The 25,099-nt window shown below is 67.2% G+C and carries 22 protein-coding genes and 1 pseudogene; 7 read left to right on the top strand and 16 right to left on the bottom strand.

The window, feature by feature from the left end:
- Positions 1-7: 7 nt before the first annotated feature.
- Positions 8-559 (bottom strand): FKBP-type peptidyl-prolyl cis-trans isomerase, encoded by a 552-nt coding sequence (locus FFS09_RS14605; protein ID WP_137919623.1) that lies wholly within the window; start codon positions 557-559, stop codon positions 8-10.
- Between the two features lie 14 nt (positions 560-573).
- Here FFS09_RS14605 and FFS09_RS14600 point away from each other — a divergent pair, with 14 nt between their 5' ends.
- The 3 genes from FFS09_RS14600 (at position 574) to FFS09_RS14590 (ending at position 2,815) form a co-directional block, all read left to right on the top strand.
- Complete coding sequence (locus FFS09_RS14600; RefSeq protein WP_137919622.1) at positions 574-1,737, top strand: cupin domain-containing protein; 1,164 nt, start codon at positions 574-576, stop codon at positions 1,735-1,737.
- 53 nt (positions 1,738-1,790) lie between these two features.
- Positions 1,791-2,297, top strand: a complete 507-nt coding sequence (locus FFS09_RS14595; protein WP_137919621.1) for a hypothetical protein — start codon at positions 1,791-1,793, stop codon at positions 2,295-2,297.
- A 140-nt stretch (positions 2,298-2,437) separates the two neighbouring features.
- On the top strand, positions 2,438-2,815 hold the full coding sequence (locus FFS09_RS14590) for a hypothetical protein (protein WP_137919620.1): 378 nt from the start codon (positions 2,438-2,440) through the stop codon (positions 2,813-2,815).
- 90 nt (positions 2,816-2,905) lie between these two features.
- Here the strand turns inward: FFS09_RS14590 and bamC are convergent, their stop codons facing one another.
- The 5 genes from bamC to FFS09_RS14570 all read right to left on the bottom strand — a co-directional run bounded on the left by bamC (position 2,906) and on the right by FFS09_RS14570 (position 6,998).
- Entirely contained in the window at positions 2,906-4,012 is a 1,107-nt protein-coding gene (gene bamC, locus FFS09_RS14585; RefSeq protein WP_252374370.1) for an NlpB/DapX family lipoprotein, read from the bottom strand.
- A 57-nt stretch (positions 4,013-4,069) separates the two neighbouring features.
- Positions 4,070-4,969, bottom strand: coding sequence for a 4-hydroxy-tetrahydrodipicolinate synthase (dapA, locus tag FFS09_RS14580; RefSeq protein WP_137919619.1), 900 nt, complete (start codon positions 4,967-4,969; stop codon positions 4,070-4,072).
- Positions 4,970-5,041: 72 nt separating this feature from the next.
- Positions 5,042-5,629 carry a class I SAM-dependent methyltransferase gene (locus FFS09_RS14575; protein WP_252374369.1) on the bottom strand — a complete coding sequence of 196 codons (588 nt, stop codon included), beginning with the start codon at positions 5,627-5,629 and terminating at the stop codon, positions 5,042-5,044.
- The gene (locus FFS09_RS31410) at positions 5,629-5,760 is read right to left on the bottom strand and encodes a hypothetical protein (protein ID WP_289509301.1); all 132 of its coding nucleotides are present in this window, start codon (positions 5,758-5,760) and stop codon (positions 5,629-5,631) included. Before FFS09_RS31410 ends, FFS09_RS14575 begins: the two co-directional genes overlap by 1 nt.
- A complete protein-coding gene (locus FFS09_RS14570; RefSeq protein WP_137919618.1) occupies positions 5,757-6,998 on the bottom strand; it encodes an MFS transporter in 1,242 nt (413 codons plus the stop codon). Before FFS09_RS14570 ends, FFS09_RS31410 begins: the two co-directional genes overlap by 4 nt.
- 161 nt (positions 6,999-7,159) lie before the next feature.
- Between FFS09_RS14570 and FFS09_RS14565 the strand changes: the two genes are divergently transcribed.
- The 4 genes from FFS09_RS14565 (at position 7,160) to FFS09_RS14550 (ending at position 12,865) form a co-directional block, all read left to right on the top strand.
- Positions 7,160-9,130, top strand: a complete 1,971-nt coding sequence (locus FFS09_RS14565) for a DNA topoisomerase IV subunit B (protein WP_137919617.1) — start codon at positions 7,160-7,162, stop codon at positions 9,128-9,130.
- Between the two features lie 12 nt (positions 9,131-9,142).
- On the top strand, positions 9,143-11,497 hold the full coding sequence (parC, locus tag FFS09_RS14560; protein ID WP_137919616.1) for a DNA topoisomerase IV subunit A: 2,355 nt from the start codon (positions 9,143-9,145) through the stop codon (positions 11,495-11,497).
- Positions 11,498-11,507: 10 nt separating this feature from the next.
- Positions 11,508-12,614, top strand: coding sequence for a DNA glycosylase AlkZ-like family protein (locus FFS09_RS14555; RefSeq protein WP_137919643.1), 1,107 nt, complete (start codon positions 11,508-11,510; stop codon positions 12,612-12,614).
- A 71-nt stretch (positions 12,615-12,685) separates the two neighbouring features.
- Positions 12,686-12,865, top strand: coding sequence for a hypothetical protein (locus FFS09_RS14550; protein WP_137919615.1), 180 nt, complete (start codon positions 12,686-12,688; stop codon positions 12,863-12,865).
- Between the two features lie 44 nt (positions 12,866-12,909).
- On the opposite strand, the gene FFS09_RS14545 is transcribed toward FFS09_RS14550, so the two are convergent.
- The 10 genes and pseudogenes from FFS09_RS14545 to FFS09_RS14500 form a co-directional block, all read right to left on the bottom strand.
- Positions 12,910-13,416, bottom strand: a complete 507-nt coding sequence (locus tag FFS09_RS14545) for a GNA1162 family protein (RefSeq protein ID WP_137919614.1) — start codon at positions 13,414-13,416, stop codon at positions 12,910-12,912.
- Between the two features lie 8 nt (positions 13,417-13,424).
- Positions 13,425-13,775, bottom strand: a complete 351-nt coding sequence (locus tag FFS09_RS14540; RefSeq protein WP_137919613.1) for a DUF4810 domain-containing protein — start codon at positions 13,773-13,775, stop codon at positions 13,425-13,427.
- An 85-nt stretch (positions 13,776-13,860) separates the two neighbouring features.
- Positions 13,861-14,055 (bottom strand): annotated as a pseudogene (locus FFS09_RS14535) (CsgG/HfaB family protein); the annotation flags it as partial.
- Between the two features lie 14 nt (positions 14,056-14,069).
- A complete protein-coding gene (locus FFS09_RS14530; protein WP_137919612.1) occupies positions 14,070-14,537 on the bottom strand; it encodes a RidA family protein in 468 nt (155 codons plus the stop codon).
- A gap of 25 nt (positions 14,538-14,562) precedes the next feature.
- Positions 14,563-15,534 (bottom strand): transglutaminase family protein, encoded by a 972-nt coding sequence (locus FFS09_RS14525; protein WP_137919611.1) that lies wholly within the window; start codon positions 15,532-15,534, stop codon positions 14,563-14,565.
- A gap of 2 nt (positions 15,535-15,536) precedes the next feature.
- Complete coding sequence (locus tag FFS09_RS14520; protein ID WP_137919610.1) at positions 15,537-18,137, bottom strand: circularly permuted type 2 ATP-grasp protein; 2,601 nt, start codon at positions 18,135-18,137, stop codon at positions 15,537-15,539.
- A gap of 34 nt (positions 18,138-18,171) precedes the next feature.
- Positions 18,172-21,519, bottom strand: coding sequence for a transglutaminase family protein (locus FFS09_RS14515; RefSeq protein ID WP_137919609.1), 3,348 nt, complete (start codon positions 21,517-21,519; stop codon positions 18,172-18,174).
- A 125-nt stretch (positions 21,520-21,644) separates the two neighbouring features.
- Positions 21,645-22,655, bottom strand: a complete 1,011-nt coding sequence (locus FFS09_RS14510) for an IolE/MocC family protein (protein WP_137919608.1) — start codon at positions 22,653-22,655, stop codon at positions 21,645-21,647.
- 13 nt (positions 22,656-22,668) lie between these two features.
- Positions 22,669-23,724, bottom strand: coding sequence for an aromatic ring-hydroxylating dioxygenase subunit alpha (locus FFS09_RS14505; protein ID WP_137919607.1), 1,056 nt, complete (start codon positions 23,722-23,724; stop codon positions 22,669-22,671).
- Between the two features lie 27 nt (positions 23,725-23,751).
- Positions 23,752-24,717 (bottom strand): PDR/VanB family oxidoreductase, encoded by a 966-nt coding sequence (locus tag FFS09_RS14500; protein WP_137919606.1) that lies wholly within the window; start codon positions 24,715-24,717, stop codon positions 23,752-23,754.
- Between the last annotated feature and the right edge of the window lie 382 nt (positions 24,718-25,099).

Raw genomic sequence — 25,099 nt, 5'->3', positions numbered from 1 at the left:
CTATGCTTCAGTGAAGGGTGCGAGGGCCGGGCGGGTCGATGCCCGGGCCTTGCAGTTCGTCGGGTGCGTCCACGTGCATGCGGAAGAAGCCGGTGCCCAGCGTGCCCTTGCCCACTTCGTCTTCGCGCGCTTCGCGCACCGCATGCACCTTCAGCTGGATGCGCAGCGCGATGCCGGCCAGCGGGTGGTTGCCATCGAGCACCACATGGTCGGGGTAGATGTCGCTGATGAAGTACAGGCGGTCTTGTGGTGCCGCGGGATTGCTGCCCGGAGGCAGGCCCTCGAAGCCCATGCCTTCCTCGATGTCGTCGGGGAAAAGGTGGCGGGGCTCCAGAAACAGCAGGCGGTCGTCGTAGTCGCCGAAGGCATCGACGGGCTCGAGCTGCAGGTCGACCGTGTCGCCCGCCGAGTGGTGCAGCAGTGCCTCTTCGATTTTGGCCAGCAGGTCGGTGCCGCCCACCAGGAACTCCACCGGCTCTTCGAGCACGTCGAGCTCTTCGCCCAGCGTGTCCTTCAATGTCCAGGTCAGCGCCACCACGCATTGTTGGTTGATTTTCATCCGACAATTGTCACATGCCCCAAGCCCGCACCAACACACCACCGATCCCCGCGTTGCCCGCGCCAGACGCCCCCAACGCCTTGCTTGGGGGTTTGAGTCCCGCGCAGTTCATGCGCCGGCACTGGCAGAAAAAGCCGCTGCTGATCCGCGCCGCCATCCCGGGTTTTGCGCCGTTGTTGAGCCGCCAGCAACTGTTCGAGATGGCCGCCGACGAAGCGGTGGAATCGCGCCTGATCGTGCGCCAGCCGCAGGGTTGGACGCTCAAGCCAGGTCCGCTGGCCAAGACACAACTGCCGCCGCTCAAGCAAACCGGCTGGACCTTGCTCGTGCAGGGCGTGGACCAGCACCTCGACGCGGCGCACGCGCTGTTGCAACGCTTTCGTTTCGTGCCCGACGCGCGCCTGGATGACCTGATGATCTCCTGGGCCAGCGAAGGGGGCGGCGTGGGCCCGCACTTCGACAGCTATGACGTGTTCCTGCTGCAGGCCACGGGTCAGCGGCGCTGGCGCATCGGTCGCCAGCACGACTTGTCACTGCAGCCCGGCGTGCCATTGAAAATCCTCAGCCGTTTCGAGCCCGAGGAGGAGCACGTGCTCAACCCCGGAGACATGCTCTACCTGCCGCCGAAGTGGGCGCACGACGGTGATGCGGTGGGGGGCGATTGCTCCACGTACTCCATCGGTTTTCGCGCGCCGCAACGCGGCGGCCTGGCGGGCGAGTTGCTGCAGCGCATGGCCGACGAACTCGAAGACAACACGCTGTACCGCGATCCGCAGCAGCCCGCCACCGCAAACCCGGCCGCGATGCCCGCCGCGCTCGAAGCCTTCGCGGTGGATGCGCTGCAGCGCCTGCTGGCCGAGCGTGCCTCCCTGGCCTGCGCGCTGGGCGAGGTGATGACCGAGCCCAAGCCCCGTGTGTGGTTCGACGAAGCCGAGGCCGACTGGGTGCCCGGCGCCTTGCGGCTCGACCGGCGCACGCGCATGATGTACGACGATCGGCACGTGTTCATCAATGGCGAGAGCTTTCGTGCCGGCGGCGCCGACGCGCGCCTCATGCGCGCACTGGCCGACCACCGCTGCCTGGGCCAGCGCCAGGTGGTGCGCGCCAGCGAGGGTGCGCAAGCCTTGTTGCAGGACTGGTTCGACGCCGGTTGGCTGCACCGGGTCGAGCCGGACTGAACCCGGGCGCGCACGCCGCGGTTGCCCATGTGTCCGTCGCGCAGGAGGCTTGCATGACCGAAGAATCCCACGCCATCGACGCCTTGCCCGAAGGCCGGCTCTCGGGCCGCCAGCTGTTCGCCGATCTGGTGCGCCAGGCCATCGCCACCGCGGCGCGGGAAGGGTGGCCGCGCCTCGTGCTGTGCGATGCCGACTTCGCCGACTGGCCGCTCGGCGAGCGCGAGGTCGTGGCCTCGCTCAACGCCTGGTCTGCCCGAGGCCGTTCCTTGCAGCTGCTGGCGCGCGAGTACGGCGTGCTGCGCCAGCAGCACCCCCGTTTCGTGCAGTGGCGCGTGACCTGGTCACACCTGGTCGAAGCCCAGGCGTGTCCCAGCGCATCGGCGGACGACCTGCCCAGCGTTCTGTGGTCGCCCGCCTGGACGCTGCAGCGGATGGACACCCTGCGTTGCACCCTGGTGGCCAGCCGCAGCGCCGAGCGGCGCGTGGCCTTGCAGGAGCAGGTGCAGCAGTGGTGGCACCGGGCCACTCCGGCCTTTCCCGCGTCAACGCTGGGCTTGTGAGCTGACCCCAAGCGGGCCAGGGGCATCGTTGTGGGGCCGCGCCGCACCATTTTGGGGGGGATATCATCCCCGCGGACCGGAGGGATATCCATTCCGTTCACAAAAACCGTTCAACAACACCCTGCCTGGAGGCGCACATCATGAAAAAAACCATTCTTCTCACCGCCGTGCTCGCGGCCATCGCCCTGACCGCTTGCGGCAAGAAGGAAGAAGCACCCGTGGCCGCACCGGCACCGGCTGCCGCACCTGCTGCTGAGCCAGCCGCACCATCAATGGCCGGCGCTGCCGAGTCCGCGAAGGCCGCGGGTGCATCGGCCGTGGACGCCGCCAAGGAAGCCGGCGCTGCGACCGCAGACGCTGCCAAGGAAGCTGGTGCAGCCACTGTTGATGCCGCCAAGGCAGCCGGTGCTGCGACCGTGGACGCCGCCAAGGAAGCGGCCGACAAGGCCAAGGCCACCGCTGAAAAGGCTGCTGATGCCACCAAGGCCGCCGTGACGCCAGCCCCCAAGGCCCAATAGTCGGGTGAACAGGCCCCTCGCGGGCCACAAAAAAAGCCACCGGGTTCCGGTGGCTTTTTTCATTGGGCGGCGCGCCGCCCGCAGGCCTCGTTACTTGAGGTCTTCCGCCAGCAACTTGGCAATGCGCTGCGCGGCGGCCGAGCCATCGGGCTTGCCCTGGTTGTCGAGCACCGCCACCGTGGTCTTGTTGTCGACGCTGGTCACCGAGACGCGGTAGCGCTCGGTGCTGGCCTCGGTCTTGGACGCGCCAAACATCTTGGCGAAGAAGCCCGGCTGCTTGACGTCCATCACCGGTTCGATGTAACGCACGAAGTACAGGCCCTTGCTGCGGTCGCGGTCTTCGACGGTGAAGCCGGTGCGGTCCAGCGAGAGGCCCACGCGGCGCCAGGCGCGGTCGAAGTTGTCGTCGAACAGCACCACCGGTGCGTTGTTCACCTGGGTCACGCGCGCTGCCGCCTGCACCGGCGTGCTCGCGGCCACGGCCTGCGCCTGGGCTTCGGTCACGCCCAGCTTCACCATCAGGCGGCGCAGGAATTCGGTTTCCAGTTCCACGTCGGCCGGACGGGGCTGCCACACGGTCTGGTCCTTGTCCTTGTTGGAATACACCTCGACCATGCCGCGATGGCTGATGTAGATCTCGGTGCCGCCATTGGCGGTGCGTTCCAGGCGCGTGCGGAAGCGGTCGCGCTCACCGGTGGAGTACAGGCTGTCGAACACCTTGCCGATGGTGGAGCGGATGAAATCCTGCGGCAGCTTGGCGCGGTTCTCGGCCCAATCGGTTTCCATGATGCCCAGGGCTTCCTGGTCGATGTCGAGCAGGAAGCCGTTCTCTTGCCAGAAGTCGCGCAGCGGGCTCCACAGTTTGTCGGCCGGGCGGTCGACCACCAGCCAGCGCTGGTTGCCCGCGCGTTCGATGCGCACGTCGCCCATGCTCACGGCCGCGGTGCTGGCGGCCGTGGCTTGCGCCGGCGTGCTGCTCTGGTAACCACTGGCCGTCACCACGCCGCCCGGCACGTTGTAGCGCGAGTCGCGGGTGAGCTGCGTCAGGTCGGGCGGCACTTCCAGCGTGCTGCCACGCTTGGCGCTCTTGTAGTCGATCTTGTCCTCTTGCAGGAGCGAGCAGCCCGTTGCGAGAACGGTCGCGATGGCCAACAGGCCGATTCGGGTCAAGGTCGGGATCGGGTGGCGAATGGACATGTGTAGGGGGCTCGTTGGAAACGGGGATCGGTTGCGGAACAACGCAGGAGGATCGCGTCAGGAGAGCAGGCCACTGGCGCGCAGCGCGCCTTCCACCGTGGGCGCCAGGGAGCGCGTCATCGGTGTCATGGGCAGGCGCATGGTCTCGTTGCACAGACCCAGGCGGGCCATGGCCCACTTGAGCGGGATCGGATTGGCTTCGACAAACAGGTTCTTGTGCACCGGCATCAACTGGTACTGAATGGCCATCGCACGCTTCACGTCGCCCGCGATCGCGGCCACGCACAGCTCGTGCATGAGGCGCGGCGCAATGTTGGCGGTGACGCTGATGTTGCCCTGACCGCCGCACAGCATGAGCGCCACGGCGGTGGGGTCGTCACCCGAGTAGACCGAGAAGCCTTTGGGCACGTCGCGAATGAGCCATTGCGCGCGCTCGATGTTGCCGGTGGCTTCCTTGATGCCGACGATGCCGGGCACTTGCGCCAGGCGCAGCACGGTGTCGTGCGCCATGTCGGCCACGGTGCGGCCCGGTACGTTGTACAGCACGGTGGGCAGATCGCCCACGGCTTCGGCGATGGCCTTGAAGTGCTGGTACTGGCCCTCTTGCGTGGGCTTGTTGTAGTAGGGCACGACCTGCAACTGGCAGTCGGCGCCCACGCTTTGCGCGAAGCGCGCGAGTTCGATCGCCTCGGCGGTGGAGTTGGCGCCGCAGCCGGCCATGATGGGCACGCGCTTGGCGCCATGCGTTTTGGCCTGCTCGACCGAGACGCGGATGATTTCGCAGTGCTCTTCGACGTTGACCGTGGGCGATTCGCCCGTGGTGCCGACCACGCCGATGCAGTCGGTGCCTTCGGTGATGTGCCAGTCGATCAGCTTGCGCAGCGTGGGGTAGTCAACGCTGCCGTCTTCATGCATGGGCGTGACCAGGGCCACGATGCTGCCGGTGATGGGTGTCATAAGTAGAGACTTGAATTTTGAGCGTCCACCGATTTCCCATCCCGAGGGTGGGCGGCGCGCGAACCTTGCATTCTACCCAGCGGTGTCGAGGCGATACCGTGGGGGCGAGACGGGCGTTCCAGGCCGTTTTCGCACCGCCGCCATGCGCTGGACGAAGCGTTCGGGACGGTCGCAGAAACCGTCTTCGTAGGCCACCACGTGCAGACCCTGGGCCGCCTGCAGAAGTTCACCGGGCTGGAGCAGAAAGTCCGGCCGCGAGGGCTTGCCCACGCTCTGATTTCCGTCAGCAAATGTTTCGTAGAGCAGCACGCCGCCCTCGGCCACGCTGTCCACGACGGCGGGCAACAGCGGGCGCCAGAGGTAGTTGGTGACCACCACGAGGTCGAAGCGTTCGCCGGGGAAGGGCCAAGGACCGTTTTCGATGTCGGCCTGGACGATGCGCGCCCCGGCCTGCGCCAGTGGTGCGGTGCTCACGATCGCTTCGGGCGAGCGGTCGACGCCCGTGACGTGGTGGCCCTGCGCGTGCAGCCAGTACAGATGCCGGCCGGGGCCGCAGGCCACGTCGAGCACCTGACCGCCGGGAGCGGCCAGGTGGTGCCAGCGCTGAATCCAGGGAGAGGGCGGGGTCAGGGGCTGCGGTGGCTGGAGCGCCATCTTCATCAGAAGCAGCTCCAGAGCTGGTCCGCCAGGTTCACCAGGAATTCGGGCCGGTGGTAGAGCGCGAACGTGGCCAGCAGGGCCGCGACCGCCGCGGTCCAGGCCAGCGCGCGCACGGCCAGGGGCTTGCTCACGCCGCCGCCTCCACGCGTTGCGGTGCGCGCGCGATCGGTGTTTCACGCACCGGCAGGTTGATCAGCCCGGCGAACACACCCAGCGCGATCGCGAGGTACCAGACGATGTCGTAGCTGCCGGTCTGGTCGTACAGCACGCCGCCCAGCCACACGCCCATGAAGCTGCCGATCTGGTGGCTGAAGAAGATGAAGCCACCCAGCATGGACATGTGGGCCACGCCGAAGATCTGCGCCACCACCGCGTTGGTGGGGGGCACGGTCGACAGCCACAGCATGCCCATGACGGCGGAGAACACGTACACGCTCATGGGTGACAGCGGCACGATCAGGAACACCGCGATCACGGCGGCGCGCGCGAAATAGATGAACGCCAGGATGTGGCGCTTGGCCAGGCGCTGGCCGAGCGCGCCGGCGGCGTAGGTGCCGATCACGTTGAACAGCCCGATCAGGGCCAGCGCGTAGCTGGCGACCTGGGGCGAAAGGCCGTTGTCCTTGAGGTAACTCGGCATGTGCACGCCGATGAACACCACCTGGAAACCGCAGACGAAGTAACCGGCCATGAGCAGTTGAAAGCTGCGGTAACGGAAGGCCTCGCGCAGCGCCTGTGCAATCGTCTGTTCGCGCGCGGGTGCCTGCCCACCAGCGAAGCCCGGCTCGCGCAGGCCCAGCGCCAGGGGGGTGATCAGCAGCACCCCGACCGCAAGGAACAGCAATGCCTGTTGCCAGCCGACGTGGCTGATCAGCCAGCCTTCCACCGGCACCATGAGGAACTGGCCGAAGGACCCCGCTGCCGCCGCCACGCCCATGGCCCAGGAGCGCTTTTCGGCGGGAATCTGCCGGCCGATCACGCCATAGACCACCGCGTAAGTGGTGCCGGCCTGGGCCGCACCGATCAACACGCCGGTGGTGAGGGCAAAGCCCAGCGATGTCGTGCTCAGGGCCATGCCGGTCAGGCCCAGGGCATAGGCCACCGCGCCAGCCACCAGCACGCGGAAGGCGCCGAACCGGTCGGCCGCCATGCCGGCGAAGATCCCGAAGATGCCCCAGGACAGGTTCTGGATCGCCAGCGCAAACGAAAAGGTTTCACGTGTCCAGCCCTGGGCCTGGGTGATCGGCTGCAGCCAGAGGCCGAAGCCGTGGCGAATGCCCATGGACAGCGTGACGATCATGGCGCCGCAGGCCAGCACCTGCAGGGCGGAAAGGCGCGGCGGCATGGGAAGGGTGGGGGTCGAAGGCATGCGGGAACTGTAGCGAAGAAGCATGGGCCTTGCCGCTCAAGGACATGCCGCCCGGGCTTGATTTTTTTGGCCACCACTGATGAAGCCCGCGCATGGTTCGCCGACCGGTCGATGAGAAGTCTGTATTTGCATACAGTCTTCGGGACATACAATCCGCCCCCATGGCGACCCAAACACCCAACGAATACTCCGAAGGCTCGATCCGCGTCCTCAAGGGGCTCGAGCCGGTCAAGCAACGGCCGGGCATGTACACCCGCACCGACAACCCGCTGCACATCATCCAGGAAGTGCTGGACAACGCGGCCGACGAGGCCCTGGCCGGATACGGCAAGAAGATCAAGGTCACGCTGCACACCGACCATTCGGTGAGCGTGGAAGACGACGGGCGTGGCATCCCGTTCGGCCTGCACCCGGAAGAAAAGGCGCCTGTGGTTGAACTCGTGTTCACCCGCCTGCACGCCGGTGGCAAGTTCGACAAAGGCAAGGGCGGCGCGTACAGCTTCTCGGGCGGCCTGCACGGCGTGGGCGTGAGCGTGACCAACGCGCTGTCCACCCGCCTGGAGGTGACCAGCTTCCGCGAAGGCCAGGTGGCCAAGCTGGCGTTCTCGGCCGGCGACGTGGTCGAGAAGCTGGTGATCACCCCCAAGGGCGCGGATGACCGCAAGCAAGGCACGACGGTGCGGGCCTGGCCCGACGCGAAGTACTTCGAAACCGCCGCGCTGCCCATGGCCGAGCTCACCCACCTGCTGCGCAGCAAGGCGGTGCTGATGCCGGGCGTGACGGTCACCCTGGTCAACGAGAAGACCAAGGACGTCCAGACCTGGCTCTACAAAGGCGGCCTGCGCGACTACCTGCAGCAGACGCTCAACGGCGAGCCGGTGATTCCGCTGTTCGAAGGCGAAGGTTTTGCCGACAGCGGGCACGACAGCTTCGCCGAAGGCGAGGGCGCGGCCTGGTGCGTCGCCTTCACCGAAGACGGCCAGCCGGTGCGCGAGAGCTACGTCAACCTGATTCCCACGAGTGCCGGCGGCACGCACGAAAGCGGCCTGCGCGATGGCCTGTTCCAGGCCGTCAAAGGCTTCATCGAACTGCACGCGCTGCTGCCCAAGGGCGTGAAGCTGCTGCCCGAAGACGTGTTCGCACGCGCCAGCTATGTGCTGAGCGCCAAGGTGCTCGACCCGCAGTTCCAGGGCCAGATCAAGGAACGCCTGAACTCGCGCGACGCCGTGCGCCTGGTCGGCAGCTTCGTGCGGCCCACGCTGGAGCTGTGGCTCAACCAGCACGTGGACTACGGCAAGAAGCTGGCCGAACTCGCCATCAAGGCCGCGCAGTCGCGGCAGAAGGCCGGCCAGAAAGTCGAGAAGCGCAAGGGCTCGGGCGTGGCCGTGCTGCCTGGCAAGCTGACCGATTGCGAGAGCAAGGACCTGGCGCACAACGAGGTGTTCCTGGTCGAGGGCGATTCCGCCGGCGGCAGCGCCAAGATGGGCCGCGACAAGGAGAGCCAGGCCGTGTTGCCCCTGCGCGGCAAGGTGCTCAACACCTGGGAAGTCGAGCGCGACCGCCTGTTCGCCAACACCGAAATCCACGACATCTCGGTCGCCATCGGCGTGGACCCGCACGGCCCGAACGACACGCCCGACCTGAGCGGTTTGCGCTACGGCAAGGTCTGCATCCTGTCCGACGCCGACGTCGACGGCTCGCACATCCAGGTGCTGTTGCTCACGCTGTTCTTCCGCCACTTTCCCAAGCTCATCGAAGCCGGCCACGTGTTCGTGGCGCGCCCGCCGCTGTTCCGCGTGGACATCCCCGCGCGCGGCAAGAAGCCCGCGGCCAAGCAGTACGCGCTCGACGAAGGCGAGTTGCACGCCATCCTGGACAAGAGCGCCAAGGACGGCGTGGCGCCTGAAAAATGCCAGATCAGCCGCTTCAAAGGCCTGGGCGAAATGAGCGCCGAACAGCTGTGGGACACCACCCTCAACCCCGACACGCGCCGCCTCATGCCGGTGGTGCTGGGCGCGGTCGACTTCGCCGGCACCGAAGCGCTCATCACCAAGCTCATGGGCAAAGGCGAGGCCGCCTCGCGCCGCGAGTTGATGGAGTTGCATGGCGACTCGGTGGAAATCGATATCTGAATCTGAACATCCATGTCCGATCTGAACACCCCTGAACTGCCGCTGTCCGCCCCGGACGACGACGGCATGAACCTCGCGAACTACGCGCAGCGCGCCTACCTCGAATACGCACTCTCGGTCGTGAAGGGCCGCGCGCTGCCCGACGTGTGCGACGGCCAGAAGCCGGTGCAGCGCCGCATTCTCTACAGCATGGACCGCATGGGTCTGAGCTTCAGCGGGCCCAACCGCAACACCGCGGCACGCCCTGTGAAGAGCGCGCGCGTCGTGGGTGATGTTCTCGGCCGTTTCCACCCACATGGTGACCAGGCCGCGTACGACGCGCTGGTGCGCATGGCGCAGGACTTCGCGCAGCGCTACCCCCTCATCGACGGCCAGGGCAACTTCGGTTCGCGCGACGGCGACGGTGCGGCGGCGATGCGTTACACCGAAGCGCGGCTGGCCAAGATCACCACCTTGCTGCTCGACGAGATCGACGAAGGCACGGTGGACTTCGTGCCCAACTACGACGGCTCCACCGTCGAACCCAAGCAGTTGCCCGCGCGCCTGCCGTTCAACCTGCTCAACGGCGCATCGGGCATTGCCGTGGGCCTGGCCACCGAAATCCCCAGCCACAACCTGCGCGAAGTGGCCGATGCCTGCGTGGCGCTGGTGAAGAACCCCAAGCTGGCCGACGACGAATTGCTCGCCATCCTGCCCGGGCCCGACTACCCGGGCGGTGGCCAGATCATCAGCCCGGCGGGCGACATCGCCGACGCCTACCGCACCGGTCGCGGCAGCCTCAAGGTGCGCGCGCGCTGGAAGATCGAAGACCTCGCGCGCGGCCAGTGGCAACTCGTGGTGAACGAACTGCCGCCGGGCGTGAGCACGCAGCGCGTGCTCGAAGAAATCGAGGAACTCACCAACCCCAAGGTGAAGGCCGGCAAGAAGGCGCTCACGCAGGAACAGACGCAACTCAAGGCCAGCATCCTGATGGTGCTCGACGGTGTGCGCGACGAGTCGAGCAAGGACGCCCCGGTGCGCCTGCTGTTCGAGCCCAAGAGCAGCCGCATCGAGCAGCAGGAACTCATCACCGCGTTGCTGGCGCACACCAGTCTGGAAACCTCGGCGCCGATCAACCTCACCATGATCGGGCTCGACGGGCGGCCGACGCAGAAGTCGCTGCGGCAGATGCTCACCGAGTGGATCGAATTCCGCCAGGGCACCATCACCCGCCGTTCGCAGCACCGCCTGAACAAGGTGCTGGACCGCATCCACATCCTCGAAGGCCGGCAGCTGGTGCTGCTGAACATCGACGAGGTGATCCGCATCATCCGCAACAGCGACGAGCCCAAGGCCGCGCTGATCGAACGCTTCAAGCTCACCGACCGGCAGGCGGAAGACATTCTTGAAATCCGCTTGCGCCAGTTGGCGCGGCTCGAGGCGATCAAGATCGAGCAGGAGTTGAAGGAACTGCGCGAAGAGCAAAGCAAGCTGGAAGACATTCTGGGCAACCCGGGCAGCTTGAAGCGCCTGATGGTGAAAGAGATCGAGGCCGACGCCAAGACCTTCGCCGACGAGCGCCGCACGCTGATCCAGGCCGAGAAGAAGGCCGTGGCCGAGATCAAGGTGGTGGACGAACCGGTGACCGTGGTGATCTCCAGCAAAGGCTGGGTGCGCGCGCGCACCGGCCACGGGCACGAAGCCGGCAGCTTCGCGTTCAAGGCCGGCGACGGCCTGTACGGCACCTTCGAATGCCGCACGGTCGACACGCTCATCACCTTCGGCAGCAACGGGCGCGTGTACTCGGTGCCGGTGGCCAGCCTGCCCGGCGCGCGCGGTGATGGCCAGCCCATCACCACACTGATCGAGCTGGAGAGCGGCACGCAGCCGCTGCACTATTTCGCCGGCCCGGCCAACGCGGCCGTGCTGCTGAGCAACAGCGGAGGCTACGGTTTCCTGGCGACGGTGGAGAACATGACCACGCGCCAGCGCGGCGGCAAGACCTTCATCAGCCTGGGCGAGGGCGAGACGCCCTGCGCGCCGTCGCACGCAGCCTTCACCTCCGGCGGCACGCCGCTGGTGCCGGCCACGCACGTGTGCTGCGCTTCTGCGGGTGGGCGCATCCTCACCTTCGAGATCGGCGAACTCAAGCTGATGGAGAAGGGCGGTCGCGGCCTGATGCTGATCGACCTGGAAGCGAAGGACACCCTGGCCGGCGCGGCCGCCTACACGCGCAGCGTGAAGATCGACGGCATCGGGCGCGGCGGCAAGGAGCGCGATGAAACGCTGGAGATCCGCAGCCTGAACAACGCACGCGCGGCGCGTGGCCGCAAGGGCAAGGCGGCGGACCTCGGCTTCAAGCCCAACCGCATCACGCGGGTGGAGTAAGCCGATGCCCATGGCGCGGTCGCCCACGCTGGACGAGCTGCGCCGCTACGCGATCGCGCGCAGCCTGTTCAAGCCGGTGACGCTGCCGGCCGCGATCCGCCGGCTCGGGTTTGTGCAGGCCGATCCGATGCGGGCGCCGGCCCGCGCGCAGGACCTCATCCTCTACCAGCGCGTGCGCGACTACCGCGCGGGCGACCTGGAGCGCCGCTACGAGCGGCTGGGCATCGAGGAGGACATCTTCGTCAACTACGGCTTCTTGCCGCGCGAGATGCTGGCCTTGCTGCACCCACGCACGCCACGCCGCCCTTGGGACGCTGCCACGGAGCAACAGGCACGCGAGGTGTTGGCCTTTGTGCGGGAGAGGGGCGCGGTGCATCCCCGTGAAGTGGGCGAGGCCTTTGTTCACCACGGCCGCATCGCGGGGTATTGGGGCGGCGAACTCAATGCCAGCACCCGCTTGCTGGAGCGCATGCACCAGTATGGCTGGCTGCGCGTGCGCCGCCGCGAAGCGGGCACCCGCGTGTACGAAGCGATGCAGCACATCGAGCAGGACGAGAGTCCTGCCGCCCGGCGGGCACGCGCCGAGGCCCTGGTCGATGCCATCGTGGCGCTGTACGCGCCAATCCCCGCGCCCAGCCTGGGCTACCTGGTCACCTTGCTGCGGTATGGGGCGGCCCAACTGTCGGTCGAAACGCGCGCTGTCGTGAAGGCAGCACGCGAACGCTACGGCCATGCCGACATCGATGGCACCGCCTGGTTCTGGCCCGCGGACGAAAACCCCGCTTCGCGCCGCCACCAGACCGGCGACGGTGTGCGCTTGCTCGCGCCCTTCGATCCGGTGGTGTGGGACCGGCGGCGCTTCGAGATGCTGTGGCGCTGGGCGTACCGCTTCGAGGCCTATGTGCCGGCGCCCCAGCGCACCATGGGCCACTACGCCTTGCCCGTGCTGTGGGGTGAAGAGATGGTGGGTTGGGCCAACCTGCGGCTGGAGCGCGGGCAGCTTCGCCACGAACTCGGGTTCGCCGCGGCACGCCCGCGGGATGCGCGCTTTCGGCGTGCGCTCGACGAGGAACTGGCGCGGTTCGAAGTCTTCCTGGCCCAACGGGCCGACGCCTGACAGACACGGCGAGTGCGGTGAGCCGATCCGGGCGTTGGATGTGTGATTTTTTTTAGAGGATTTGGACGGACATGGACAACATGGAGTTGACGGGTGTGGTGGTCGCGGGCCTGGTGGCGATCCTGTCGTTCGGTGTCGCCCGCTTCGTCGTGCGGCGCATCACCAGGCGGCGCACGGAAAAGCAGGCCGTTGAAGCGCAGGCCCATCAAAGCCGCCAGGTGCGGCGCGCGAACGAACGCAAGAAGAAGTAAAGCGCCACAACAACGCCTCCGGCGCGCGGAGGGTTGCGCCAGGCCTACGGTTGTCCGTACGCAAGATGCCGAGGCCCCGGCAGGATGCCGTTGCCTGCGCGCACGGACAGCAGGCGCTGGCGGGCAATGCCCGCGATCTCGTGGCCTTGGTCGGTGGCCGAACTGATGACCTGTTGCACCACCGCCGTGATCAACATGCCGACCAGCCCGTTGTTGTTGCTCCTGCCTTCTTCGCTGGAGGCCGTGGCCTTGCCGTCCCACAGCAAGGTGCCGGTTTGGGCATCCACCAGACGCGCCTGCGCTTCCACCACCGTGGCGCTGCCGAGCACGTAGTAGCCCGCCTCCGCCAGCGGCTTGCTGCTGTGCGACAACAGGCTGTAGGTGGCCTTGATGTCGACCGATTCGTTGACCGGCGGCAGCACCAGGATGGAGCGGGGCTTGGCCTGTTTGAACGCGGTGTAGTTGTAGGCCTTGGGTGCGGCACAACCCGTGAGCAAGGCGGCTGCCGTCAACACGGCGGTGGAGAAAAAGCGCGTGGATGTGAGCGACATGGCGGTTCTCATTTCTTGAGTTGGGCCAGCAGCCGGTTCATGAACGGCGCGGACTCGGGAAACCTGGCTTTCTCGAGTTCGAACTGCTCGACCATCTGATCGTCTCTGCCGATCTTCGAATACAGCATGCCCAGATGGGCGTGCAGACCGGGTGGCGTGGCCGCGCCATCGCCCTGCGTGTTTTTCAGTTGCCGTTCCAGCGCATCGATCTGGGCCTGGGGGGACTCGCCCTTGAAGTGTTTGTGGATCTGTGCCGGGTAGCTGTCCCAGTGGTACAGCGGCTTGGGTGCGGTCACGCAGCCGGCGAGCAGCAGCGTGGCGCCCAGCAGTGCCAAGGCACGTGCGGTGGGGTGTCGCATGGGATGGGCCTCCGTGCCGATCACGGGGCCGAGCGCAAGGCGCCCGAACGATGTTCAGGCTGACCTTGGCGTAGGCGGATTGCTACTTGCCTTTGCCCAGGATGCCGAAGAGCTGGTGGTCGCCCACTTCCTTGCGGCCGAACTCGGTGACGTCGCCGGTGATGACGTAGTCGGCGCCCTTGAGTTTCTGCGCCTGTCCGCTCAGGCCGGCTTCCTGCCGCGTTTCGCTCATGTTGTCGCGGTCCAGCACGCTGAAGCGGTTGGACTGCTGCAGGTGCGTGTCCCAGGCGTGGGTTACGCGAGCTCTGCGATGAGCTCGATTTCGACGCAAGCACCCAGCGGCAGCTGCGCCACACCGAAGGCGCTGCGCGCGTGCGCGCCGACCGTGCCGAAGACTTCGCCGATGAGTTCGCTGCAGCCGTTGGTGACCAGGTGCTGCTCGGTGTAGGTGGGCGCGGAGTTGACCAGGCTGAGCACCTTCACGATGCGCTTGACGTCGTTGAGGTCCTTGCCCGCGGCCAGGCAGGCGGCGGCCAGGGTGCCGAGCAGGTCGATGGCGACAGCGCGGGCGGCGGGCCTGGCCTCGTCGGTGGTCATGGTCAACCCGAGCTGGCCGACCCAGGGCTTGCCGTCCTTGCGCGCGATGTGGCCGCTCAGAAAAATCAGGTTGCCGGTTTGCACGAAGGGCACGTAGGCCGCCGCGGGCACCGCGACGGGCGGAAGGGTGATGCCGAGTTCGGCCAGCTTGGTGTAAACGCTCATGGAGGGCTCCTGAAAAATGACCGGTTCATTCTATCGATGGGGTTCCTTCGGTCCCGCCGATCTGATGGAACTCCTCCGGCGGCGCCACCGTCACCGCCACCGCCAAGGTGTGCCGCGCGCCGCTCTGGATCACGCCGCGCATGGGCGAGACGTCCGCGAAGTCGCGGCCGGTGGCCAGCGTCACGTAGTCCTCGCCCGGGCTGCCCCAGCCGCAGCGGTTGTTGGTCGGATCGAAGTCGAACCACGCGCCGGTGGGTGCGTTCTTCGCGGTGCCACCGGGCAGGGGCACGTACATCGACACCCAGGCGTGCGAGGCGTCGGCGCCGATCAGGCGCGGCTTGCCCGGTGGCGGGCGCGTGAGCAGGTAACCGCTGACGTAGCGCGCCGGCAGGCCCAGCGAGCGCAGGCAGCCCAGCATGATGTGGGCGAAGTCCTGGCACACGCCCTTGCCCTGTGCGAGCGCTTCGAGTGCGGGCGTGTTGACCTCGGTGCTGTCGCTCTCGTAGGTGAGTTCGGTGTGGATGCGCTCCATCAACGCGCGCGTGGCCTCCAGCACCGGTCGGCCGGGCTTGAACGCGGGGCGGGCGAAGGTGGAGAAGGCGTCGTCGCGTGGCACGTAGGGCGAGGCGAAGAGGAATTCGCTGGCCGCATCGAACGGCGCGTGGGCACGGTAGCGGAAATGCTCGCGCACGCGCTCCCAGGTCTGGCCGCGCCAGGGCGGGTTTTCAGGCAGGGGCCTGGGCGCCTGCGTGTCGACCAGGCTGTCGGCTTCCACGGTCAGCATGTTGTGGTTGGACTGCAGCGAGAAGAAGGTGCGCTGGTTGCCGAACACGTCGGTGGTCTCGCTGCGTGCGGCGGGTTCGGGGTCGATGCGCAACTCGTGTGTGAGCATGCGTTGCGATGCGGTGCTCACGGGTTGCAGGTGCGCCATGTGCTGCGCCATGTCGATGCTGCCGTGGTAGCGGTAGCGGGTGCGGTGCAGGATGCGCAGGCGCACGGTCAGGCTCCCAGGCTCTGGTTGCTCTGGTCCGCGTGGCTGAAATGCAGACGTGAGATTTCGTCGGACACGGTCCTGGCGGCGGCTTCGCAGTCGTCGAGCAGGTTGGCCAGATCGGTCCAGTGGCGGTGCCCATCGGGGCCGCGCTGCCAGTTGCTCAGGTCCGGGAGCAACCAGGTGGCGGGGTCGGGCAAGTGGCGCACGAGCAGCGCGTCCTGCGGCGCGGCGCTTTGCGCGAGCCGGCCCAGGCGCGCGCGCAGCGTGTCCACCACCCAGGTCAGCGAACGGGGGTTGTCGCCGTCCTGCACCAGCAGTTCGATCAGCGCGACCATGTCGCGGCGCTGCTGGTATTGCGCGTGGAAGGTGATGGTGCTGTCGAACAGCGCAACCACCGCCTCGAAGCCGGCCGCGTCGTGCACGCAGCCGTGTTCGAGCGCCAGCGCGAGCGCGCGCGACAGCGTGGTCAGACGCTCGATGTGGCGGCCCATCGAGAGCAGGCGCCAACCGTCGTCGTGCACCATGCGATCGGTTTGCGAACCGGTGATGGCCGCGAGCTGTTCGTTCGCGCGCTGCAGCGCCACGATGGCTTCGGCGGTGGCGTACTCGGCGTCGGTCGACAGCGTGGCGCAGTCGCGCGCGAAGCGCGCCTCGGTGCGCTCGATGAGGTTCCAGTGTTCCTGCGACAGGCGCGCGCGCACCTGTGCGGCGGCGGATTTGAGGGCGCGCAGGTTGAAGCCCACGCTGAAGGATTGCGCGGCCATCGGGTCGTCGGGCTCGGGCGACAGCGCGGCCATGAGGCTGCGGGCGAACACGCGCGGCGATTGCAGGGCGCCGGGCACGCTCGGCAGCACGAGCGAGTTCTCGCGCGCGGTCTGCGAGAGCCATTCCAGCAAGGCGGGGGACGCGGGCTCTTCACCATCGAGGTGGTTGAGCGCGATCTGCGCCAGGCGCACGCTGTTCTCGGCGCGTTCGGTATAGCGGCCGAGCCAGAACAGGTTCTCGGCGGCGCGGCTGGTCACCGTGCGCTTCTGCGGCGCGGCGGTGGGGATGCCGCCTGCGGAAATCAGCAGGTTGCTGTGGTCCACCGGGCCATCGGTCATGACCCAGCAATCGGCGCTGCTGCCACCGCGCTGCATGGCGGCCACGAGCTGTCCGCGCGGCGCCAGGCGCACCAGCCCGCCGGGCACCACGCGCCAGGACCCGGGGCCATCGGCCATCGCGAACACGCGCAGCATGGCCGAGCGCGGAACGAGCCGCTCGTCCGACCAGGTCGGCGTTTGCGACAGCGGCAGCCACGACTGCACGGTGTGCTCGTCCGGGTGGCGCGCCATGCGCCCGGCCCATTCGTCGAGTTCGCGCGGGCTCAAGGACAGCCCCATCACCGCGTCCATCTCCGAACTCGGGTAGGTGGACTTGATGACGCTTTCCTTGAGCAACGGCAGCACCTCGCGCAGCGCCGCGTCTTCGCCGCACCACCAGGTGGCCAGCGACGGCAGGCTCAGTTCCTCGCCCAGCAGGTGGCGGCTGATGGCGGGCAGGAAGCCCAACAGGGCGTTCGATTCCAGCGGGGCCGAACCCGGCGTGTTGAGCAGCAGCAGGTTGCCCGCGCGCAGCACCTGCAACAGGCCGGGCACGCCCAGGCGCGAGTCCGAGCGCAGTTCCAGCGGGTCCAGCCATTCGTCGTCGAGCCGCTTGATCAGTGCATGCACGGGCTCCAGGCCATGCAGCGTCTTGAGGAACAGGCGCTGGTCGCGCACGGTGAGGTCGTTGCCCTCCACCAGCGTGAGGCCGAGGTAACGCGCCAGGTAGGCGTGCTCGAAATAGGTTTCGTTGTACGGGCCTGGCGTGAGCAGCGCAATGCGCGCGTTCTCGCCCTCGGGCGCCATGCGCTTGATGCCGTCCATGAGCGCGCGGTAGCTCGCCGACAGGCGCTGCACCCGCATGCCGGAGAACGCCTTGGGGAACTGGCGCGAGATCGCGAGGCGGTTTTCCAGCAGATAGCCCAGACCCGAGGGCGCCTGCGTGCGCTGGCCCACCACCCACCAGCGGCCGTCGGGGCCGCGGGCCAGGTCGAAGCCGACGATGTGCAGCCAGGTGTCGCCGCGGGGCTTCATGCCTTGCATGGAGCGCAAATAACCGGGGTGGCCTTGCACCAGCGCGGGTGGCAGTAGCGACTTCTTCAGCAGCTCGCGTTCGCCATACAGGTCGGCCATCATGGCGTTGAGCAGGCGGGTGCGCTGCAGCACGCCGCTTTCGATCTGCGCCCAGTCCTGCGGGCCGATGATCATGGGGAAGAGGTCGAGCGCCCACGGGCGTTGCAGGCCTTTCGAGGCGTCGGCGTAGACGTTGTAGGTCACGCCGTTGTCGCGGATCTGGCGCTGCAGGTTCTCGGCGCGGCGGTTCAGGTCGGCAAACCCGTCGCCGCCGATGTTCTCGAAGAAGCGGGCCCACGGCGGCGCGAGCACCGACGACTCGGGCGCGCCGCCCGCGCGCAGTTCATCATGGTGGCCGGGGTCGGCCGGGATCGACAGCGACAGCGCCCATTCACCCGGGGTGTCGGGACGCAGTGTGTCAAAGAGCGAGTCGGTGGGGTCGAGATTCACACGTCGAAGTATGCCCTTTGAGCCCCCGAAATCCTCATGTTCTCAGGTCCAGCGTGAACGGGAACTCCATGCTGTGACGGGCCGGCGCGACATCCATGCGCCCGGGCGTGTGGCCCATCTGGAAAAAGCGCGAGAGCCGGCGGCTTTCGGCTTCGTAGGCGTTGATGGGAAAGGTGTCGTAGTTGCGCCCGCCCGGGTGGGCGACGTGGTACTGGCAACCACCCATCGAGCGCTTGAGCCAGGTGTCGACGATGTCGAAGGTGAGCGGTGCGTGCGCGGGAATCGAGGGGTGCAGCGCCGACGGCGGGCTCCACGCCTTGTAGCGCACGCCGGCCACGAACTCGCCTGCCGTCCCGGTGCTCTGCAGGGGCAGGGCGCGGCCGTTGCAGGTGATCACGTGGCGGCTGTCGTTGAAGCCGCTCACGCGCACTTCCACGCGTTCGAGCGACGAGTCCACATAACGCACCGTGCCACCGACCGCGCCTTCTTCGCCCATCACGTGCCAGGGCTCGAGCGCGTTGCGCAGGGTGAGTTCGATGCCGCGCGCCGCGACCTGACCCAGCAGTGGGAAGCGGAACTCGAAATGCGGTTCGAACCACGCCATGTCGAACGGGTAACCGGCATCGGCCATGTCGGCGAGCACGTCCTCGAAGTCCATGCGCACGAAGGTGGGCAGCAGACAACGGTCGTGCAGGGCCGTGCCCCAGCGCGTGAGCTTGCCGCTCCACGGTTGTTGCCAGAAGCGCGCGACCATGGCGCGCAGCAGCAGCTGTTGCGCGATGCTCATGCGCGCGTGGGGCGGCATTTCAAACGCGCGCAATTCCAGCAGGCCCAGGCGGCCGGTGGGGCCGTCGGGCGAGTAGAGCTTGTCGATGCAGAACTCGCTGCGGTGGGTGTTGCCGGTGACGTCGATCAGGATGTTGCGCAGCGTGCGGTCCACCGTCCAGGGTGGCATCTGGTCGCCATGGGTCTCGCGGTTTTTCTCGATCTGCGCGAGCGCGATCTCCAGCTCGACCAGCTGGTCGTTGCGCGCCTCGTCCACGCGCGGGGCCTGGCTGGTCGGGCCGATGAACATGCCGCTGAACAGGTACGACAGCGCAGGATGGTTGTGCCAGTAAGCGAGCAGGCTGCCCAGCAGCTCGGGCTTGCGCAGGAAGGGCGAGTCGTCCGTGGTGGCGCCGCCGAGCACGAAGTGGTTGCCGCCCCCCGTGCCGGTGTGGCGGCCATCGGTCATGAACTTCTCGGCGCACAGGCGCGTCTGGTGCGCCGCTTCGTAGAGGAATTCGGTGTGCTCCACCAGCTCGCCCCAGTGGCTCGCGGGATGGATGTTGACCTCGATCACGCCCGGGTCGGGCGTGACCTGCAGCATCTTCAGGCGCGGGTCGCGCGGCGGCGGGTAGCCTTCGAGCACGATGGCCATGCCCAGTTGTTCGGCCGTGGCCTCCACGGCGGCGATCAGGTCGAGGTAGTCCTCCAGCCGCGCCATCGGCGGCATGAAGACGTAGAGGTGGTGGTGCTTGCCGCCGCCAGCCTTCTCGGCTTTGGGGCCGTTGGAGCGGTGCGGGTCGCGCGCCTCCACGCACAGCGCGGTGCGGGAGAGCCAGGCGGCCGATTCGCCACGCCGGGGTGCGCGCGCGGCCTGGGCCGGTGCGGGCATGGCTTCTGATGCGGGCCTCTGCCACTTGACCGCCGCGCTGCTCGGCAGCGGGGTGCGCGGGGCATGCGGGTCCTGCTCGATGTGGTACGGGTAATCGCCTGCCGACACCCAGGGCAGCGAGTCCAGCGGCAACCGGTAGCCCATGGGCGAGTCGCCCGGGATCAGGTACATGCGCTCGTCGCGCAAGAACCAAGGGCCGGTGGACCAGATGTTGCTGCTATTGGCCTGCAGAGGCAGCACGTAGCCCACCGTGGCTTCCAGCCCCTGGCTGAACACGCGGCGCAGGCGGGCGCGTTCGAGTTCGTCGTCGAGCTTGCTGTCGAACGGGTCCACGTTCACCGGCAGGCGGCGCTCGCGCCAGAGGTAGTACCAGGTGTCTTCGAAGCCGGGCGTGATGTGTTGGGCGGACAGCCCAAGCTGGCGCGCCAGCTCGTGCGTGAAGCGGCGCGCGTCGTCGCTGGTGCGGTGCGCCGGATCGCGCTCGTCGGCCAGCAGGGCGGGGTTCTTCCAGACGGTGTCGCCATCGGCGCGCCAGAACATCGAGAGCGCCCAACGCGGCAACTGCTCGCCCGGGTACCACTTGCCCTGGCCCATGTGAATGAAGCCGCCCGCGCCGTACTGCTCGCGCAGCCGCCCGAGCAACTCGGTGGCGTAGCCGCGCTTGGTGGGGCCGAGCGCGTCGGTGTTCCACTCGGCGGCATCGCGGTCGCTGGTGGCCACGTAGGTGGGCTCGCCGCCCATGGTCAGACGCACGTCGTGCTTCACCAGATCGGCGTCGACCTTCTCGCCCAGGGCCAGCACGCCGGCCCATTGCTCGTCGGTGTAGGGGTTGGTGACGCGTGGCGATTCGAAGACGCGCGTGACACCCATGTGGTGGCTGAATTCGACCTCGCACTCGTCCATCGCCCCTTCCACCGGCGCGGCGCTGGAGGGCTGCGGCGTGCAGGCCAGCGGCACGTGGCCTTCACCCGCGAGGAGGCCGGAGGTCGGGTCCAGACCGATCCAGCCGGCACCGGGCAGGAACACCTCGCACCAGGCGTGCAGGTCGGTGAAATCCTTCTCGGGGCCGCTGGGGCCGTCGACCGATTTCACGTCCGGCGTGAGCTGGATCAGGTAGCCCGAGACGAAGCGCGCCGCCAGGCCCATGTGGCGCAGGATCTGCACCAGCAGCCAGCCTGTGTCGCGGCAGGAACCGCTCTTGAGTTTGAGCGTGTCTTCGGGCGTCTGCACGCCCGGCTCCATGCGGATGGTGTACGCGATGTCGTGCTGCAGCCGCTGGTTGATCTCGACCAGGAAGTCGATCGTGCGGCGTTTCTCGCGGCTCACGTCATCGACGTACTTCTGCAGCAGCGGCGTGAGGGGGATGGTGGCGAGGTAGGGCGCGAGTTCCTGTTTCTGTGCCTCGTCGTACTGGAAGGGGAAGTTCTCGGCCGAGGGTTCGAGGAAGAAGTCGAACGGGTTGTGCACCGCCATCTCCACCACCAGGTCGATCGTGACCTTGAACTCGGTGGTGGGCTCGGGGAACACCAGGCGGGCCTGGTAGTTGGCAAACGGGTCCTGCTGCCAGTTGATGAAATGGCCCTCGGGCTCGATGCGCTGCGAGTAGGAGAGCACCTTGGTGCGGCTGTGCGGCGCGGGCCGCAGGCGGACCACCTGGGGCCCCAGCTTGACCAGCCGGTCGTACCGGTAGTGGGTGATGTGGCTCAGGGCGACATGAATGGCCATGCGGTGCTTTCGACGGGAAAAACGATGGTCCGCCGGCAACGGCATGTGGCGCGGCTTGCCTGCATGCTAGCAAGTCTCGCGCCAGTGGCGGAAATTCCCGTCTCAAGCCGTTGGGCCGTGCCCGCTTATGGCGCCGGTTCGGTGGGGCGGCAGCGTTCGGCGGCGAGTTGCTGTGCGGTCGCGCGGATCCATTCGGCCAGCGCCACGCTGTGCTCAAACAGCGAGTAGCGCGCGCCATCGCCGTAGTCGGGCAGATCGATGATCTCCGTCGTCACGTAGCGCAAGCGGCTGTCGGGGCGGTTCAGGTGGGCGCGCAGCACTTTGCGCACCACCTCTTTGGTGGGCTCGAGCTTGTAGGCAAACCAGTCCGAGTGCCATTCACCCGGTCGGGGCCGCAAAAACGGGTATTGGCAGGCGCGGCCTGGGCGGCCATCAGGGTGATGGGCCCACTGGTTGATCGGCCCGTTGGGTGCGACCGGGCGCACCGCGTGCCAGAGCGTGAAGTTCTCGGCGATCCAGTGGTCGACGATGTTCCCCGGCTCGAACGGATCGAGGACCAGTCGGCCAGCCTCCACGTCTTCGCGGATGCCGCAGAGATCCTGTTCGGCCGGGTTCTCCAGTTTGATCAGCACATGGCTGTGGTCGAGCAGAAAGTTGAAAGGCATGCCTTCCTGTCGAACCTTCTCGGCGACCTTCATCACCCGCCGCACGTCTTCCGACCACATGTAAATGTGCACTTCGAAGGTGATGTCGATGCCCAGCCGTTGGGACTCTTCATAGGCCAGCCGGTAGAAGTTCACCACCTCGTCATCGTTCAGCACGTGTCCATCGGCATGGTCCCGGTACAGCATGATGTTGTGGCATTCGCCTAGCGCATCCTTGGTGAGGCGCAGGTGCTTGATCAGCAGGGCCTCGTCCCGCCCGGCCGTGTAGGTCCACAGCCCTGTCAGCATGGGCAGTCCGTGCTTCTCGGAAGCCCGCAGGTATTCGGACTCCTGTCCGGGCTGTGGCATCCGGTCAAAAAAATCAAACACACCCGAAGAACGGACCATGCGGAATTGTTCGTCGATGGAAGGGGGTGAGCCTGGCGCGTGTTGCACGCCACGGCCGTTGCAGCCCAGGAGGAATGGTTTCATGGGTTCGGGCGTCCTATGCGATGCGGGCCGCTTCGGGCATCTGAACGGCGGGCTGCATCTCTTCCTGCGCCAAGCGCAAGAGCGCGCGACGCACGCGCACCGATGCGTTGTCGATGGACAGGCGCAAGCTGCCCGATTGCAGGTCGCCGCTGTGGGCCTGGATGGCGCCCAGCAGCGCCCGGTCTTCGTCGAAAGTCTCCACATAGGCCTGGATCAGATCGGCGCTGACCTGGGCGTCGCCCAGGGCGAAGGTGCGCAACACGAGCCAGAAGTAGTGCGTGGTGTCGTCGGTCTCCGGCGTGAGCACGGCGTACGAGAGCGTGCGGTAGCGGCTGTCCCGCGAGGCGTCGTCCCGTGAGGTGCCGGCGTCGATCGCGCCCATGTCGACCAGTGAGACGTGGGGCAGGTGAAGGTGGTAGTACTGCCAGCGGTCCACGGGGCCGTCGAAGTTGCCGTATTTCTGCATCACGGGAACCGGCTGGGAGTTCTCGATCCAGCGGCCCACGACGACGGTGTCGCCGTGCTGCTCCACGGCCAGCGGCACGTTGGCGGCATCCGTTCCTCCAATGGTCTTCTTGTGCACGAAGGTGGTGTGTGCCGGATCGACCAGGTTGTCCAGGATGTTCTCGATGCTGGCCGGAAACAGCGTGTAGGGACCGTTGATGCATTCCCAGCCCGCGGCGCCGTGGTTCTTGAATTCGAAAATGCCGCTTTCGTGCGCACGCGTCGGCTCGCCGGGCCAGAACCAGACCAGGCCGTACCGCTCCATGCAGGGGTAGGAACGGACACGGGCGGTGGGTGGAATGTTGTCCTGGCCCGGAATCTTCACGCAGCGACCTGAGCAGTCGAACTCCAGCCCGTGATAGGGGCACTGCACGCTGTCGTTCTTCAGTTCACCGAGAGACAGCGGGGCGCCCTTGTGCGGGCATCGGTCCAGCAGCATGGCGGGGTCGCCGTTGGCCTTGCGGAACAACACGGCGCGCTCGCCGAAGAAGGTGCGGGCCAGCAGGCTGTGGCCCACTTCGTGGCTCCAGGCGGCCGGGTACCAGCGGTTCTTGATCCTGTTCATGGGGTCCTCATTGCGGGTGGTGGGGTTTCAGATATCGAGCACGAGTTCTTGGCCGAGGCAACGCGACACGCAGATGCACATCACCTGGTTGCTGTCTCGCTGTTCGCGGGTGAGGGCGTAGTCGCGGTGATCGGGTGTGCCCGCCAGCACGTTGACGGCGCAGGCGCCGCATTCGCCTCGGCGGCAGTCGAAGAGCGGATCGCATCCTGTTGCCAGGATCACGTCCAGGATGCTTTGATTCGGTGCCACCTCGAGGGTGTGGCCCGAACGCGCGAGCCGCACGACGAAGCCCGCATCGTGGGCCTGGGGTGCCGGCGCGCTGAAGCGTTCGACATGCACCTGTGCGCTGGCCCAGCCCTGGGCTTGCGCGGTGGCGACCACCGCATCGATCATGGCTTGCGGACCACAGACGTACAGGTGCACCCCCGCGCGCGGAGTGGAGAGCAAGGCCGCGATCGGCATGCCCTTGGCGGGGTCGCCGCCGTCGCAGTACAGGTGCGCACGGTCCCCGACGTCGTCGGAGATCGCCTGCGCATACGCCATGTGCTCGGGCGTTCGCGCCGCATAGTGCAGCGAGAAGGATTGGCCGGCGGCATCCAGGGCGTGCGCCATGGAGAGGATCGGCGTGATGCCGATGCCGCCCGCCAACAACAGATGGTGGGTGGCGTCAGGGGCGAGCGCAAAGTCGTTCCTGGGTGGGTGCGCCGTCAGCAATGTGCCGATGCACACCTGGTCCCACATGTGCTCGGAGCCGCCCTGGCTGTGCGCGGACCGATGCACGGCGATGCGGTAGCGGTGGCCTTGTTCAACCGTGTTGATCAACGAGTAGCAGCGCTGCAGTCCGCCGTTGGCCGTGGGCAGCTCGAACTTCAGGTGTGCGCCCGCGCGAAAGCGGGGCAGCGGAGCCCCGTCCAGGCGACCCAGTTCGAACTCCCGGATGTGTGGCGTGATCTCGCGGATCGCCTTGACTTGCAAACTCAGCAGAGCTTCCATGACTGCCTCCTGTTGGTGTGGGAACATCTGTCTCGAAACCAATGTAGGCCAGCCCACCCCGCGCGGCACCCCATGGGTGTCGATAGTGAGAATCGTGCAAACCGATGGAGCGGGTCGGCTCGGCTGGCTTGCGTGTCAGCCGCGATTTCCGGAATCAAGGAATCGGATATCAGGTCCGATCCGGTGTGTCGGTGCGTGCGATGAAATCGCCCTGGAGCCCGCGCCCATGCTCGATTCCAACGGATTTGAACCAGATCGAATGGAGCCGATTTCGCGCGCTCGGCGCGGTCGTCCAGACGTCGTTTCCTCGCTTGCATGCGCCGGGCTTTCTGCAGGAATATCTGTCGCACGCAGAGCACGCCGCAGCGAACGGCCATGCGGA

Source organism: Hydrogenophaga sp. 2FB (assembly GCF_005503365.1).
Classification (GTDB): domain Bacteria; phylum Pseudomonadota; class Gammaproteobacteria; order Burkholderiales; family Burkholderiaceae_C; genus Hydrogenophaga.
This window is presented reverse-complemented; position numbering and strand designations above follow the sequence as displayed.